The organism is Candidatus Fusobacterium pullicola, assembly GCA_018883725.1.
GTDB classification, from domain to species: Bacteria; Fusobacteriota; Fusobacteriia; order Fusobacteriales; family Fusobacteriaceae; genus Fusobacterium_A; species Fusobacterium_A pullicola.
The window spans coordinates 1-15379 of the sequence record JAHLFN010000072.1 but is presented as its reverse complement, the minus strand read 5'-3'; the positions used below and the strand labels follow the sequence as shown (position 1 = coordinate 15379).

At 29.7% G+C, this 15379-nt stretch carries 12 protein-coding genes; 8 read left to right on the top strand and 4 right to left on the bottom strand.

What is annotated here, in order from left to right; all coding sequences use genetic code 11:
- Positions 1-43 precede the first annotated feature (43 nt).
- Positions 44-1654 carry a PTS transporter subunit EIIC gene (locus IAA47_07990; GenBank protein MBU3842901.1) on the bottom strand — a complete coding sequence of 537 codons (1611 nt, stop codon included), beginning with the start codon at positions 1652-1654 and terminating at the stop codon, positions 44-46.
- A gap of 241 nt (positions 1655-1895) precedes the next feature.
- Here IAA47_07990 and IAA47_07985 point away from each other — a divergent pair, with 241 nt between their 5' ends.
- The 5 genes from IAA47_07985 (at position 1896) to IAA47_07965 (ending at position 7014) form a co-directional block, all read left to right on the top strand.
- The gene (locus IAA47_07985) at positions 1896-2447 is read left to right on the top strand and encodes a MarR family transcriptional regulator (GenBank protein ID MBU3842900.1); all 552 of its coding nucleotides are present in this window, start codon (positions 1896-1898) and stop codon (positions 2445-2447) included.
- A gap of 99 nt (positions 2448-2546) precedes the next feature.
- Positions 2547-3188 (top strand): lysophospholipid acyltransferase family protein, encoded by a 642-nt coding sequence (locus IAA47_07980; protein MBU3842899.1) that lies wholly within the window; start codon positions 2547-2549, stop codon positions 3186-3188.
- A gap of 37 nt (positions 3189-3225) precedes the next feature.
- On the top strand, positions 3226-5151 hold the full coding sequence (gene metG / locus IAA47_07975) for a methionine--tRNA ligase (protein MBU3842898.1): 1926 nt from the start codon (positions 3226-3228) through the stop codon (positions 5149-5151).
- Positions 5152-5170: 19 nt separating this feature from the next.
- Positions 5171-6052 carry a UTP--glucose-1-phosphate uridylyltransferase GalU gene (gene galU, locus IAA47_07970; GenBank protein ID MBU3842897.1) on the top strand — a complete coding sequence of 294 codons (882 nt, stop codon included), beginning with the start codon at positions 5171-5173 and terminating at the stop codon, positions 6050-6052.
- Between the two features lie 104 nt (positions 6053-6156).
- Positions 6157-7014, top strand: a complete 858-nt coding sequence (locus IAA47_07965; protein ID MBU3842896.1) for a DMT family transporter — start codon at positions 6157-6159, stop codon at positions 7012-7014.
- Positions 7015-7060: 46 nt separating this feature from the next.
- Here the strand turns inward: IAA47_07965 and IAA47_07960 are convergent, their stop codons facing one another.
- Positions 7061-8308, bottom strand: a complete 1248-nt coding sequence (locus IAA47_07960) for a glutamate-5-semialdehyde dehydrogenase (protein ID MBU3842895.1) — start codon at positions 8306-8308, stop codon at positions 7061-7063.
- A 9-nt stretch (positions 8309-8317) separates the two neighbouring features.
- Entirely contained in the window at positions 8318-9124 is an 807-nt protein-coding gene (gene proB, locus IAA47_07955) for a glutamate 5-kinase (GenBank protein ID MBU3842894.1), read from the bottom strand.
- Positions 9125-9263: 139 nt separating this feature from the next.
- On the opposite strand from proB, the gene IAA47_07950 reads away from it, so the two are divergent.
- The 3 genes from IAA47_07950 (at position 9264) to IAA47_07940 (ending at position 14278) form a co-directional block, all read left to right on the top strand.
- Entirely contained in the window at positions 9264-11240 is a 1977-nt protein-coding gene (locus IAA47_07950; protein MBU3842893.1) for a S9 family peptidase, read from the top strand.
- A gap of 89 nt (positions 11241-11329) precedes the next feature.
- Positions 11330-12442: an alanine--glyoxylate aminotransferase family protein gene (locus tag IAA47_07945; GenBank protein MBU3842892.1), complete on the top strand. Its 1113-nt coding sequence runs from the start codon at positions 11330-11332 to the stop codon at positions 12440-12442.
- Between the two features lie 204 nt (positions 12443-12646).
- Positions 12647-14278, top strand: a complete 1632-nt coding sequence (locus tag IAA47_07940) for a Na/Pi cotransporter family protein (GenBank protein ID MBU3842891.1) — start codon at positions 12647-12649, stop codon at positions 14276-14278.
- Positions 14279-14549: 271 nt separating this feature from the next.
- Here the strand turns inward: IAA47_07940 and IAA47_07935 are convergent, their stop codons facing one another.
- Positions 14550-15359, bottom strand: a complete 810-nt coding sequence (locus IAA47_07935) for an MBL fold metallo-hydrolase (protein ID MBU3842890.1) — start codon at positions 15357-15359, stop codon at positions 14550-14552.
- Positions 15360-15379 lie beyond the last annotated feature (20 nt).

Below are 15379 nucleotides of genomic sequence, written 5' to 3'. Positions count from 1 at the left end.
GTTGTAAGTTCAACTGCCCTTTTACTGTTATGAGATATATAACTTATAATCCATATTTTTTAATAATTTTATTTTTATAAATTTCAGCTTGTGTACCATATATTATTTGGATACCCTCTCCACTTCTGATTACACCTTGAGATTTTAATTCTCTCCATCTAGCATCATCAGCAACCTTAGAACTATCTTTAACAGTTACTCTAAGTCTTGTTATACAAGCATCAATTCCTTTAATATTATCTACTCCTCCAAGAGCTTCAACGATATCATCAGTTAAATCTTCGTTAGAATTTCCTTGATAATCTTTTCTAGTGTAAAGTTTAGCTTCAGCTTCATTTCTTCCAGGAGTGCTATAGTTGAATTTTTCTATCATAAATTTAAAAATAAAGTAATACATGATAGAATAGAAAGGTCCTATTATTAAAATCCATTGATATGAAGTTTTAGCCATTCCTTGTAAAAGTCCAAAGAAACTGAAATCTATTATACCTCTTGAGAAAGTAATTCCAACTGCTACATTTAAGAAGTGTAAAAGTCCATAAGCAACACCTTCTAAGAAAGCATGAATTACATAAAGAGGTGGAGCAACAAATAGGAATGTAAATTCTAAAGGTTCAGTTATTCCAGTTAAGAAAGATGTAAGAGCTGCAGAAGCTAAGATACCTTTTACTTTAGCTTTATTGCTAGCATCAGCACATCTATACATAGCAAAAGCTGCTGCTGGAAGTCCAAACATCATTGGTAAGAAACCACCAGTCATAGTTCTTGTAGCATCAGCTGAATAGTGAACTACAGTAGGATCAGCAAGTTGAGCAAAGAAAATTCTTTGTCCACCAGCAACTAGTTGACCAGCAACTTCCATAGTTCCTCCAAGCTCTGTATACCAGAATAGTGGATAAACTGCATGGTGAAGTCCAAATACATTTAAAAGTCTAGCTGTAAATCCATAAAGGAAAGTTCCAATAGGTCCCATAGCTGTAAAAGCTGCTCCAGCTTTAACTACTCCAGCAAATATTGAAGGCCAAATAAATGGAACAATTGCTCCTAGTGGAATAAAGAAAACCATTGTAAGAACAGGAACTAATCTATTTCCACTGAAGAAAGCTAGATAATCTGGTAAAGTTTTATTAGAAAACTTATTAGTTATCATAGCAGAAACACATCCACAGATAATACCACCAAGTACACCAGTTTGTAGTGTAAATATTCCAAGCTCTTTAGTATATAGAGCAGCTTTTCCAACTGCTACATCATAAGTGAACCCTCTATCCATAAAAGCTTGAACAGTAGTTGTTTCAGGAGTATATCCCATAAATCCTAAAACAGTTCCAATTACTGTATGGAAAAGTAAAAAACCTAGTAATCCAGATAAAGCTGCTGTTTCTTTATTTTGATTAGCAAGCCCAATAGCTACCCCAACTGCAAATATAACAGAAAGATTAGCAAAAACAAAAGATCCAGAGTTAGAGAAAAGAACAAGTATTTTATTTAATAATGTTCCTGGCTCTAAAAATGTAAGATGATATGTTTCAATAACTGCTTTTGAAGTAAAAGCTCCTCCTACTCCTAAAAGTATCCCCGCCATAGGTAACACTGCTATAGGAAGCATAAAAGCTCTACCTACTCTTTGTAAGATAGAAAACCCTTTTTTCATAACAAAATCCTCCTAAATTGTTTTATTTTTACATTCTAAGTATACCGAACAATATTTTAGAAGTCAATATATTAAAAATGGACGAATAGGAATAGAATTAACATAAATAGAACTTAAGAAAAATGTTTCTTAAGAAACAATACAGAAATAAAACATTTACTTTTTTTTATAGAAAAATATTGATAAATAAAGAGATCTGAGATATAATGTTTCCTAAGAAACTATCAGAAATAGGAAGAGGGTGAAAAAAATTTCTAATAAAGTAATAAAAAAATTTTTTAATTTAATTGAGGATAGTAGAGAATTTTATAAAGAGTTTTTAAAAAGCGATAAAGGTGAAAGTTATATCCCAGAAATATATTTAGAGATGCAGGAATTTATATACGCAAATGAGAAATATCATAATGTTTTAAAAGATAGATTGGATAAAAATTTGACTTTTACAGATTATAATTATCTCTATTGTATAGGATCAAATGAAAAAATAAATGTAACACAATTATCCAAAAAAATAAAAAATAGCAAGGGTTATACAAGTAAAGTAATAAAAAAATTAATATCCTTAAATTATATAAAGACATATCAAGACGAAGGAAATAAAAAGGATATATATATAGAATTAACTAAAAGTGGGAAGGAAGCATATAAGGATGTATGTGAGAAAGTAGAGGGAATAGAGAGTAGTTTTTATAAATTTTTATATGAAAACTATAGTGAATCGGAATTAAAATTTTTACATAATTTTTTTATAAAGATAAATAAATTTCAAAATGAAGAATTAGCTAAGAAATAGTAAAAGAGATTAAAAATAAAAAAGTTTTAATCTATCTTTTTAAAAGTAGATCTTTATGATATAATTGTTTAGAGATACTCTAAATATAGGGGGAACTAAATGGAGAAAAAAAAAGAAACGGAAAAATATAGAAGATATGGTACAATACTTTATTATCTTCTTCAAATTATAAGAAAAACATTGAAAGTAAAAGTGATAAAAAATGAAAAGATAAAAGAGAATCAAGAGAGCTATATTTTTGCTTTTTGGCATAATAAATTAGTAGCCTCAACACTGTGTTTAGATTATATAGAAAAAAGAGCTGTGTTAGCAAGTCCCTCTAAAGATGGTGAATTGATATCTGTTCCTTTAGAAAAGTTGGGGTATGAGATGATAAGAGGATCATCTGATAAAAATTCAACTTCAAGCTTAATATCATTAATTAAGTATATGAAAAAGGGCTACAGTATAGGAACACCTGTAGATGGACCCAAAGGACCAATATATGAAGTTAAACCAGGGATGATATATCTGGCACAAAAGGGGAAAAAATATATAATTCCAACAGGAACAGCTTATAAAAGTAAATGGGAGTTTAGAAAGGCTTGGGATAAGTTTCAATTTCCAAAACCTTTTACGAAGATGGTATATATAATGGGAGAACCAATAGAAGTTCCTATAGATGCCAATATAGATGAGTACTGTGAAAAAATAAAAAATGAATTAAATAGATTAGATAGAGAAGCTGAAAAATATATTTAAATATAAAGAGTAGTTTAAAATAGAGAGGAGAAATATCGTGAGTAAAAATTTTTATGTAACAACACCTATATACTATGTAAATGGTGATCCACATGTAGGAAGTGCTTACACTACAATAGCAGCAGATGTAATAGCAAGATATAAAAGAACAATGGGGTATGATGCATACTTCTTAACAGGAACAGATGAACATGGACAAAAGGTAGAGGAGACTGCAAAGCAAAAGGGATACACTCCACAACAATGGACAGATATAATGGCTCCGAGATTTAAAGAGATGTGGGCTAAGTTAGGAATAGAGTATTCTGATTTTATAAGAACAACTGAGCCAAGACATAAGGAAGCAGTAAAGAAAATTCTTAAAAAAGTTTATGAGAATGGAGATATCTATAAGGGAGAGTATTCAGGAAAATATTGTGTTTCTTGTGAAACATTTGTACCTGAAAATCAAATAGTAAATGGAAATCACTGTCCTGATTGTGGAAAAGAATTAAGAATAGTAAAGGAGGAGTCATACTTCTTCAAAATGTCAAAATACCAAGATGCTTTATTAGAGCATATTGATAAACACCCAGATTTTATTCTTCCACGTTCAAGAAGAAATGAAGTAGTTTCATTTATAAAGCAAGGATTACAAGACCTTTCAATTTCAAGAAATACCTTTGAATGGGGGATACCAATTGAGTTTGCTCCAGGACATATAACTTATGTTTGGTTTGATGCTTTAACTAACTACTTAACTGCTGTAGGTTATGAAAATAATCCAGAGATGTTTGATAAATATTGGAATAATGCTGAGGTAATGCATCTGTTAGGAAAGGATATAGTGAGATTCCATGCTATAATTTGGCCATGTATGTTATTATCAGCAGGAATAAAACTTCCAGATAAAGTAGTTGCACATGGATGGTGGACTTCTGAGGGAGAAAAAATGTCAAAATCTAAAGGAAATGTAGTAGATCCTATATCTGAAATAGAAAAGTATGGAGTAGATGCATTTAGATATTGCCTAATGAGAGAGGTACAGTTTGGAAATGATGGAGACTACTCTACAAAATCAGTAGTTACAAGAATAAATTCAGATCTTGCTAACGATTTAGGAAATTTATTAAATAGAACATTGGGAATGTATAAAAAATATTTTAATGGAGTAATTACTACTGGAGTTACTAGAGATAAATATGATGATGAGATAGAAGCACTTTGGACAGAAGTAGTAAAAGAAGTTGATGAGCAAATGAATATAGTTCAATATTCAAAAGCTCTTGAAGCTATCTGGAAATTTATCTCAAGATTAAATAAATATATAGATGAGACTGCACCTTGGACACTAGCAAAGGATGAAGCTAATAAGGATAGATTAGCAGTTGTAATGAATCATCTAATAGATGGACTATATAAAGCTGCAGTAATGGTTTATCCATATATGCCAACTTCAGCTCAAAAAATATGGAATCAATTAGGTGAAAATAGAGACATACATACAGCAAAAGTAGAAGAGATTATGGGATGGAATTTATTAAAAGAGGGACATGTTTTAGGAAATGCAGAGCCAATATTCCCAAGACTTGATCTAGAAGCTTTAGAGGCTCCTAAAAAAGATCCTATGCAAGTAGATGAAAATATGGAAGTAGAAAATCCAATTGATATAACTGATTTTGATAAGGTTAATATTCAAGTTGTAGAAATTTTAGACGCTGGAAAAGTTCAGGGAGCGGACAAGCTTTTAAAATTTAAGGTTAGTGTTGGAGATCATGTAAGACAAATTCTTTCAGGAATAGCAAAGTTTTATCCAGAGCCAGAAAAATTAGTAGGTAAGAAAGTTTTAGCTATAACTAACTTAAAACCTAGAAAAATGAGAGGAGAGATCTCTCAAGGAATGCTACTTAGTACAGAAGATAAGAGTGGATTAAGACTTATTGAAGTAAATACAGCAGTAGAGAATGGATCAAAGGCAAAATAAGTTTTGAAGGGGAGATTATATGAGGAAGGTTACAAAAGCTGTAATACCTGCAGCGGGTTTGGGAACAAGAGTACTACCAGCGACTAAGGCACAACCAAAAGAGATGCTTGTTATCGTAGATAAACCATCTCTTCAATACATAGTTGAAGAATTAGTGGAATCTGGGATAAAGGATATAATAATTGTTACTGGAAGAAATAAAAACTCAATAGAGGATCATTTTGACTTTTCTTATGAGCTTGAAAATACACTAGAAAAAGATGGAAAAGATGAACTTTTAGAAAAGGTAGAAAAAATATCTTCAATGGCAAATATATGCTATGTTAGACAAAATCACCCAAAGGGATTAGGACATGCAATATTAAAGGCTAAACCATTTGTTGGAGATGAACCTTTTGTTATAGCGTTGGGAGATGATATAGTATACAATCCAGATGCACCAGTGGCTAAACAACTTATAGAAAAGTATGAAAAATATGGGAATAGTATAGTAGGGTGTCAAGAGGTAAGAGCAGAAGATGTTTCTAAGTATGGTATAGTTAAACCAACAAAACATTTAGATGAAAAGACTGTAGAAATGGATGACTTTATAGAGAAACCAGCTATAGAGGAAGCACCATCAAGACTAGCTTGTCTTGGAAGATATCTATTAACTCCTAAGATTTTTGAATATTTAGAGAAGGAAAAGCCAGGTAAAGGTGGAGAAATTCAGCTGACTGATGCTATTTTAGATATGTTAAAAGATGGCGAAAAAGTTATAGCTTATGAGTTTGAAGGTAAAAGATACGATATAGGGAACAAGTTTGGACTTCTAAAAGCTAATATTGAGTTTGGACTTAGAAATGAAGAAACAAGAGATGAGCTATTAGCTTATTTAAAAAATGACTTAAACTTAGATTAAATAAAAATAAAGAGTAATAAGAGTAGCTTGGAGAATACAACTTTAGCTACTCTTTATTCTTTAAATAAAAATTTTTTGTATAAGATAGAATGGGAGATGATTTTATGGGAGCAAAATTGAGAAATATCATAGCTATGTTAATCTTTGGAACAATAGGATTATTCGTAAAAAATATAGATTTAAATTCAAGTGAAATAGCATTAACAAGAGGTTTTATAGGTGGAATTACCTTGTTATTTGCTATGGCATTATTGAGGAAGAAAGTTTCTATTGAAGCAATAAAAAGGAATATATATCTGTTAATTTTTTCTGGTTTTGCAGTTGGACTTAACTGGATATTTTTATTCCAAGGGTATAAATACACATCTATTTCAAATGCTACTTTGAGCTATTATTTTGCACCAATATTTGTAACAATATCAGCTCCATTTATACTAAAGGAAAAATTAACACTATCAAAATTTTTATGTGTTTTAATGGCTTTAGTAGGAATGTTTTGTATAGTAGGAGTAGATGGAATAAATGGTGGAAGTGCTTTAATAGGAATAGCCTATGGATTATTAGCAGCTGGATTTTATGCAAGTGTTATTTTAATGAATAAATTTTTGAAGGGAATAGATAGCCTAGAGATAACAATAATTCAACTTCTTTCTGCTACAATTACTCTATTACCTTATGTTTTATATATGGATAGCGGAAAATCTTTAAATATCTCTTTAAATTCTATTCCATATATATTAATTTTAGGTATAGTTCATACTGGAATAGCCTATCTACTTTATTTTTCATCATTACAGGAGTTAAAAGGACAAACAATAGCGGTACTTAGCTATATAGATCCAGTATTTGCTATTATTATATCGGCTATAATATTGAAAGAACATCTAGGGATTTTGCAAATAATTGGTGGAGTTTTGATACTTGGATCAAGTTTTTTAAGCGAAATTTTAAATAAAAAATAGAAAAAAGAGGAGTCTTGTGAAAATTAGGCTCCTCAAAATTTTAATATTATTCTCTTATTTGTCCATTTCCAGTGATTACATACTTAGTAGTAGTAAGTTCCTTTAATCCCATAGGTCCTCTAGCATGAAGTTTTTGAGTACTAATACCAATTTCAGCTCCAAATCCAAATTGTCCACCATCTGTAAATCTAGTAGAAGCATTTACATAAACAGCAGCAGCATCCACCTCATTTAAAAATCTTTGAGCATTAGAGTAGTTTTCAGTAACTATACATTCAGAGTGTTTAGTACCATATTTAGTAATGTGTTTTATAACTTCATCTAAATTTTCTACAACTTTAATAGCTACAATGTAATCTTCATACTCAGTTGCCCAATCTTCTTCTGTAGCAGGAATAGATGAAGGAATATACTTTCTTGTGATTTCATCTCCTCTAATCTCTACATTTCTTTTTATCAATTCTTCTCCAAGTTGAGGAAGAATATTTTCAGCACAATTTTTATGTATAAGAAGAGTTTCTACAGCGTTACAAACTCCAGGTCTTTGAGTTTTTGCATTGATAATAATATTTACAGCTTTAGTTATATCGGCACTTTCATCTACAAATATATGGCAATTTCCAATTCCAGTCTGAATACAAGGGATTGTAGAGTTTTCAATAACTGTATTGATAAGTCTAGCACTACCTCTAGGAATTAAAACATCTATATATTGGTGAGCTTTCATAAGTTTATTAGCTGTATCATGGCTTGTATCTTCTAAGATTTGTACTGCATTTTCATTTATATTACAAGCTTTTAAAACATTTTTGAATACATTAACAATAGCTATATTTGTATTAATAGCTTCTTTTCCACCTCTTAGGATAACAGCATTTCCACTCTTTAAGCATAGTCCAAAAGCATCAGCAGTTACATTAGGACGAGATTCAAATATGATAGCTACTACTCCTAATGGAACTCTTTTTTGTTGAATAATAAGACCATTAGGTAGTGTTTTACCATAAGTAAATTCCCCAACTGGGTCATTTAAAGAAGCTATTTGCTTAAGACCATCAGCCATATCCTCTACTCTTTTTTCTGTAAGAGTTAATCTATCAATAAAAGCTTTTTTTACTCCTGAATTAATTGCATTTTCAACATCTTTTTTATTTATTTCTAATATTTTATTACAGTTATCTAAAAGAGCTTGAGCAGCTTTTAAAAGAATCTCATTTTTTATTTTAGTTGAAAGTTGAGCTATTTGAATTTCAGCTTCTTTAGCAGCAACTCCAAGTTTTTCAATATACTCCATAAATTCCTCCTATTTTCCATTACCAAAAACTGTTCCAATATCCTTACCATTGATAAGTTCTTCAATAAATGAAGGATTTGAACCATCTAATATTGCCATCATAACTCCATGATCAAAACATTCTCTAGCAGCAAGAAGTTTTGTTTCCATACCACCAACACTAAATTCGCTTCCTTTTTCTCCACCCATAGCAAGAATTTCATCAGTTACTTTTTCAACATATGGTATTCTTTTTGCCTCAGGATGAGTTTTAGGATTAGCATCATATAGAGCATCAATATCAGTAAGAATTATTAAAAGGTCTGCTTTTAATAGAGAAGCAACACTTGCTGATAATCTGTCATTATCACTAAATTCTATTTCAAAAGTAGATATAGTGTCGTTAGCATTGATAATAGGGATAACCCCAAAGTCAAGAAGAGTTTCAAGAGTATTATTTGTATTTGTTTTTCTTTCTCCCTCTTTAAAATCATCCTTTGTAAGAAGAATTTGAGCAACTCTTTGATTGTATTCTCCCATAAAGTTTTTGTATATATGCATAAGTTCAGCTTGACCTACAGCAGCAGCAGCTTGTTTTTCTCTTATGATTGTAGGTCTTTTTTCAAAGTTTAAACTTTTTGAACCAACACCTATAGCTCCTGATGTTACAAGTATAACATCCCTTCCCTGATTTCTAAGATCAGCTAATATCCAAGCTAATTTATTCATTAAATTAAAATTTAAATTTCCGTTGGGGTATGTAAGAGTAGATGTTCCCACTTTAATAACGATTCTTTTTGAAGTTTTAATTTGTTCCCTAATCTTTTTATTATTCATATAAATCACCTTAAAATTATTGATAATATATATTATACATGTAAATCTATTTTTTTAATATCTTTTTTTTAAAAAAATAGATTTTTTTAAATAAATTTTGTAAAATATATAAATAGAAAATATTAAAGGGGTGTTGAATATGGAAAATTTAAAATTAAAAGATTTTTTGGAGTATAAGTATCTATCTGGAATAGAGGTTTCACCTGATGGAAGAAATAGTGCTTTTATAGTTCATAAGGGAGATTATGAAGAAAATAATTACAATTCTAATATTTGGATAATGAATAATAGCACAAAAGAATATATTAAGCTAACTGGAATGAATGAGGAAAAAAGTTTTCTATGGTTAGATGAAACTAAGATACTATTCCCAAGTATGAGAGATAAAAAGTTAAAGGCTAGAGTAGAAGAAGGAGAAAATTGGACTTGTTTTTATGTAATTGATATAAGAGGTGGAGAAGCTCAAGAGTATATGAGAATTCCAATGTTAGTAACATCTATTAAGAGTATAGATAAGGATAATTTTATAATCACTGCTAAATATGATAATTACGGAATAAATTTAAATGAGCTTGTAGGCGACGAAAGAGCAGAGGCTGTTAAAAAGATAAAAGAAAGTAAAGATTATGAAATTTTAGATGAGATACCATTTTGGAGTAATGGAAATGGATTTACTAATAAAAAAAGAAATAGATTATATGTATACAATAGAATAAATGGAGAATTAACTCCGATATCTGATACAATATCAAATGTAAGTTATTATTCATATAAAGATGGAGTAATCTTATATGTAATAAATAGATATAAAGATAAGCAGGAGCAGAGAGAAGCTATATATAGTTATGATATAAAGAATAAAAAAACAGAATTAATACTTCCAGGAGAAGATTATAGAGTTAATTTTGTAGAGTTTTTTGGTGAAGGAATACTATGTGGTTTGAATGATACACTAAAATATGGGATAAACCAAAATCCAGATTTTTATATGATAAAAAATGGAAAGCTTGAACTATTTAAGAAACATGATACTTGGATGGTAAATACAGTTGGCTCAGATTGTAGATATGGTGGTGGAAAAAGTTTTAGAGTAAAGGATAATAAGCTTTACTTTTTAACAACAGTAATGCACGATGCTTTTTTAAGTACAATAGATACAAATGGTAATGAAAAAATATTAACAAAAGCTAAGGGATCGGTAGATAGTTATGCTATAGGTGAAGGAGAAATATACTTTATTGGACTTAGAGGAATCAAGCTTCAAGAGTTATACTCTTTAAAAAATGGTGAAGAAAAACAACTTACGAAATTTAATGAGAGTATAGTAGAGAGTAAAAAATTATCTATTCCAGAAAAATTTAATATTATAAATGATGGAGTAGAGATAGAAGGTTGGGTAATGAAACCAGTAGATTATGAAGAAGGAAAGAGATACCCAGGAATTTTAGATATACATGGTGGACCTAAAACTGTATATGGAGAAGTATTTTATCATGAGATGCAAGTTTGGGCAAATATGGGGTACTTTGTATTTTTCTGTAATCCACGTGGTGGAGATGGAAGAGGAAATGAATTTGCTGATATCAGAGGCAAATATGGAACAATTGATTATGAAGACTTAATGGAGTTTACAGATGAAGTAATAAAAGCTTATCCGATAGATGAAACAAAAATTGGAGTTACTGGGGGATCATATGGTGGATTTATGACTAACTGGATAATAGGACATACAGATAGATTTGCTTGTGCTGCCTCTCAAAGAAGTATAGCTAACTGGTTTTCAAAGTTTGGAACTACAGATATAGGATACTATTTTAATGTAGATCAAAATGCTTCTAGTCCGTGGGATAATCCAGAGAAACTATGGTGGCACTCTCCAATGAGATATGCTGATAGAGTAAAAACTCCGACGCTATTTATACATTCAGAAGAAGATTATAGATGTTGGGTAGTAGAGGGAATACAGATGTTTACTTCACTAAAATATCATGGTGTTCCAGCTAAATTATGTATGTTTAGAGGAGAAAATCATGAGTTGTCAAGAAGTGGAAAACCTAGACATAGAGTTAAAAGGCTAGAAGAGATAACAAATTGGTTTGAGTTCTATTTAAAGTAGGATTTTCAATTATTTTTAGATGTGTTATAATATAAAATATTTAAATTATAAGAACTTTAATTTTATAATATTTATTGGAGGTGGACTTTTTGAAAAGAGCAAATTATCTTATGATGACACCTGGACCAACTATGGCTAGGGAGAACGTATTACATGCGAGGGGAAATTATTATGGGAACTCAGATTTCGATCCTAAATTTTTTGAATTTTATGGACAATTATGTAAAAAAATAGGGAAAATTTTTGGGGCTAAGAAAGCACAAACTATAATTATGGCAGGAGAAGGAATGCTTGGATTAGATAGTGCTTGTGCTTCTCTTACTGAAAAAGGAGATAAAGTTTTAGTAATAGCTAATGGAATATATGGAGCAGGTTTTAAAGACTTAGTAGAGATCTATGGTGGTGAAGTTACACTTTTTGAAAGTGATTTAGATAATCAAGTAAATACAGATAAGTTGAGAGTATTTTTAGAGCAAAATAAAGATGTGGGGTATAAATATGCTACTGTCGTTCATTGTGATACTCCGTCAGGTGTTTTAAATAATGTTAAGGATATATGTAAAACATTAAAATCTATGGGAATAATGACAGTGGTAGACTCTGTTTCATCTGTAGGAGGAACAGAGTTAAAAGTTGATGAGTGGGGAATTGATATTGCTTTAGGAGCTTCACAAAAAGTCTTTTCAGCTACAACAGGGCTTACAATAATGACAATAAGTGATGATGCTTGGAATGTTATTGAAAGTAGAAAAACTCCAATACCATCTTTTTATTGTAATCTTTCTTTATGGAAAAATTGTGTGGAGAAAAAATTATTTCCATATACAATGCCAATGTCTGCAATAGTTGCTTTAGGAGTAGCTATAGACAATATGTTTGAAGAGGGGCTTGATAAGGTAAGAGAAAGACATTATACAGCAGCAGAGTACACAAGAATAAAATTAATGGACTTAGGATTAGAATTATATTTAAAAGGTGGATATTCTCCTACAGTGACTGCATTTTACATTCCTGAAGGATACAGCATTGAGGAGGTATATAATTATATGCTAGAGCATCATGAAGTAATGTTAGGAAAATCATATGGATATCTAGCTGATAAAGTATTAAGAATAGGTCATATGGGGGAAAATGCACGTTATTTTAGAATAGATTACACACTAAGAGCTTTAGAGAAAACTTTACAGGCATTAAAGAGATAACTAGTAATCATAAAATGTTTTAAAAAAGAAAAAAACATGCAAAAAAAGTAAAAAAAAGTAAAAAAAATATTTTTTATATTTAAAAACTTGAATTTTCCTAAATAAGATAATATAATAAAATGTCGTGCTTTTTTCTTAAAAAGTTATAAATATTGAAGTTTTAGAGAAAAGTTATATAAATTCTTATTTATTTTAGGAGGTAAAATGTATCTGGATATAATTTTTAAGGTTCTTGGAGGACTTGGAATTTTCCTTTATGGAATGGATAACATGTCTTCTGGAATGCAAAAATTAGCAGGGAAGAAGTTAAAGAGATTTTTAGCTATTTTAACTACTAATAGAGTTGTAGCTATATTGATGGGGATGTTTGTTACAATGCTTGTACAATCATCATCTGTAAGTACTGTAATGACGATTGGATTTGTCAACGCATCGTTACTTACATTGAAACAAGCATTGGGAGTAATATTTGGAGCAAATATTGGAACAACTATTACTGGATGGATATTGGTTCTTAATATTGGAAAATATGGATTGCCAATTGTAGGAGCTGCTGCAATAGCTCATATGTTCTTAAAGGGAGATAAGGCTAAAACTAGAGCTTTAACGATAATGGGATTAGGAATGATATTCTTAGGACTAGAGTTGATGAGCAGTGGACTTAAGCCTGTAAGAAGTATGCCAGAATTTGTAAGATTATTCCATATGTTTTCAGCTGATACATATTTTGGTGTTTTAAAGGCTGCTTTAGTAGGTGCTATGGTAACAGCTATAGTTCAATCATCTTCAGCAACGTTAGGAATAACAATAACTTTAGCTGTACAAGGATTAATTACTTATGAAACAGCAGTAGCTTTAGTTTTAGGAGAAAATGTAGGTACTACTATAACTGCTATCTTAGCTACATTAAAAGCAAATGTAAATGCAAAAAGAGCAGCATATGCTCATACAATTATCAATACTTTTGGAGTTATTTGGGTAACAGCGGTATTTCCATTTTATTTAAGATTTTTAGCTTTATTCAGTAATCCAGAAGCTAATATGACAATGGCAATTGCAACAGCTCATACAACATTTAATGTTGTAAATGTTATTATGTTTACTCCATTTATAGGATATTTAGCAGATTTTCTATGTAAAGTTGTAAAAGATGATGGAAAAGTAAATGATAGAAAAACTAAGATAGATGAGCTTATGTTAAAAACTTCTGGAGTTGTTGTAGAGCAAACAAAGGTAGAAGTTGGAAATATGGGTAAAATGATTCAAATAATGTTTGATGAAGTTAGAAATATGTATAGTAACTCTAAGAATTTAACTGATGATAAAATAAAGGATCTTAGAAAAATAGAAGATGACTTAGATCTTTATCAAAAAGAGATTACAGATGCCAATTTCGTAATTTTAAATAATAAAGACATAAATAATAGTTTAAGAAGAGATATTAGAAATAACTTAATCGTTTCAGATGAATATGAAACAATTAGTGATTATTTATTAAGAATTGCTAATGGATTAAAGAAATTACATGATAATGCTGTTTTTCTAACAGAAAATGAAATAGAAGTAGTAATGAGTTTACATGAAAAGACAAATGATTTCTTTAAACATATAGATAGAGGATATCAAGAAAAAAATCCAATTCTTATAAAAGAGTGTGTTGTAGATGCTAAAGAAGTTACAAGTTTATATAAATCAGCAAAGAAAAATTATATGGATCACGGAATAAAGGAAGCAGCTACTACAATGACTACTACAAATTTTATGGATATTATAAATTTCTATAGAAGAGTTGGAGATCATTTAACAAATATAATAGAAGGATATACTGATAAGTAATGATATAGATGGAGTATAAAATGATGACTAAAAATTATTGATTTATACTCCATCTTTTTCTTTTTATAAAAAATATGAATCTTTTTATTATTAGATATTCTTATCTTTTAAAAAGATCTTTGATAAATGAAATAGAGCTTTTTTACTTTTCTTTCTTTGAATTAGATAATTCAAATTTTAAGATAATAACAAAATTTTAAAAATAAGAAAAATGAAATTAAATCCTGAAGTGGTATTAAAATTACAGCAGTTCCTTATAAAGAGATTTTAGTTAAAAATCATAAATCTGTCCATCATTTGGAATAAGAATTTCTTGCTCAATTCCTTTTTGGATTAATTTATATAATAATATATTTCTTGTAAGATAAGTATGAGCAACGTTATCTAAATGAGAAGCAATTATTTTTGCATTTGGAGCTAATTTATGAATGATATCAATTGCTTCTTCATCCATTATTAAATGGCCATATTTAATAAAAAAAGCATCAGCAACATTTAAAATTATTATATCTGGTTTAAATTTCTCTATTACAGATTTTACTCCATCATACATAATTGTATCCCCAGCAAAATATATTGTGGGTTCTCTTTCAGCTTCAAAAATAAGACCGCTAGCTGGACCACACGGAGTTAGGGAACCATGTAAAGCTTCTACTCTAGTGAGTTTTATTTTTCCTAAAGAACTTCCATTTTCTTGTAATATCTTAATATCTTTAAATCCTAAATTTTTCATAAAATCAGCTTCTGCATTATTTTGAATAAAAATAGGAATATTTCTATCTAATACTTCATTATAATTATCCATATCAAAGTGATCTGGATGTAAATGTGTTACAATATAAAAATCTACATCTTCTAAAATTTCAGTAGTGGAAAAAGGTAAATCACATATTGGCATTCTTATACTTTCTTTTACTAATTCTTTTACCTTAAACTCTCCTTTATTTAATTCTAATAAACTTCCTGTTGCACCTTTAGGAGCAAGCCATGGATCAATAAGAAAGATATAGCCTCCATAGCTTAATTTTATAGTTGCATTACGAATTTGCTGTATTTGTGTTCCTATTTTTTTTAACTTCATCAAATTTTCTCCTTTTTTAA

Coding starts and splice junctions, on each gene's coding strand:
- IAA47_07990 (MBU3842901.1), bottom strand. CDS start 1,654: ATGAAAAAAGGGTTTTCTATCTTACAAAGAGTAGGTAGAGCTTTTATG.
- IAA47_07980 (MBU3842899.1), top strand. CDS start 2,547: ATGGAGAAAAAAAAAGAAACGGAAAAATATAGAAGATATGGTACAATA.
- galU (MBU3842897.1), top strand. CDS start 5,171: ATGAGGAAGGTTACAAAAGCTGTAATACCTGCAGCGGGTTTGGGAACA.
- IAA47_07965 (MBU3842896.1), top strand. CDS start 6,157: ATGGGAGCAAAATTGAGAAATATCATAGCTATGTTAATCTTTGGAACA.
- IAA47_07960 (MBU3842895.1), bottom strand. CDS start 8,308: ATGGAGTATATTGAAAAACTTGGAGTTGCTGCTAAAGAAGCTGAAATT.
- proB (MBU3842894.1), bottom strand. CDS start 9,124: ATGAATAATAAAAAGATTAGGGAACAAATTAAAACTTCAAAAAGAATC.
- IAA47_07950 (MBU3842893.1), top strand. CDS start 9,264: ATGGAAAATTTAAAATTAAAAGATTTTTTGGAGTATAAGTATCTATCT.
- IAA47_07940 (MBU3842891.1), top strand. CDS start 12,647: ATGTATCTGGATATAATTTTTAAGGTTCTTGGAGGACTTGGAATTTTC.
- IAA47_07935 (MBU3842890.1), bottom strand. CDS start 15,359: ATGAAGTTAAAAAAAATAGGAACACAAATACAGCAAATTCGTAATGCA.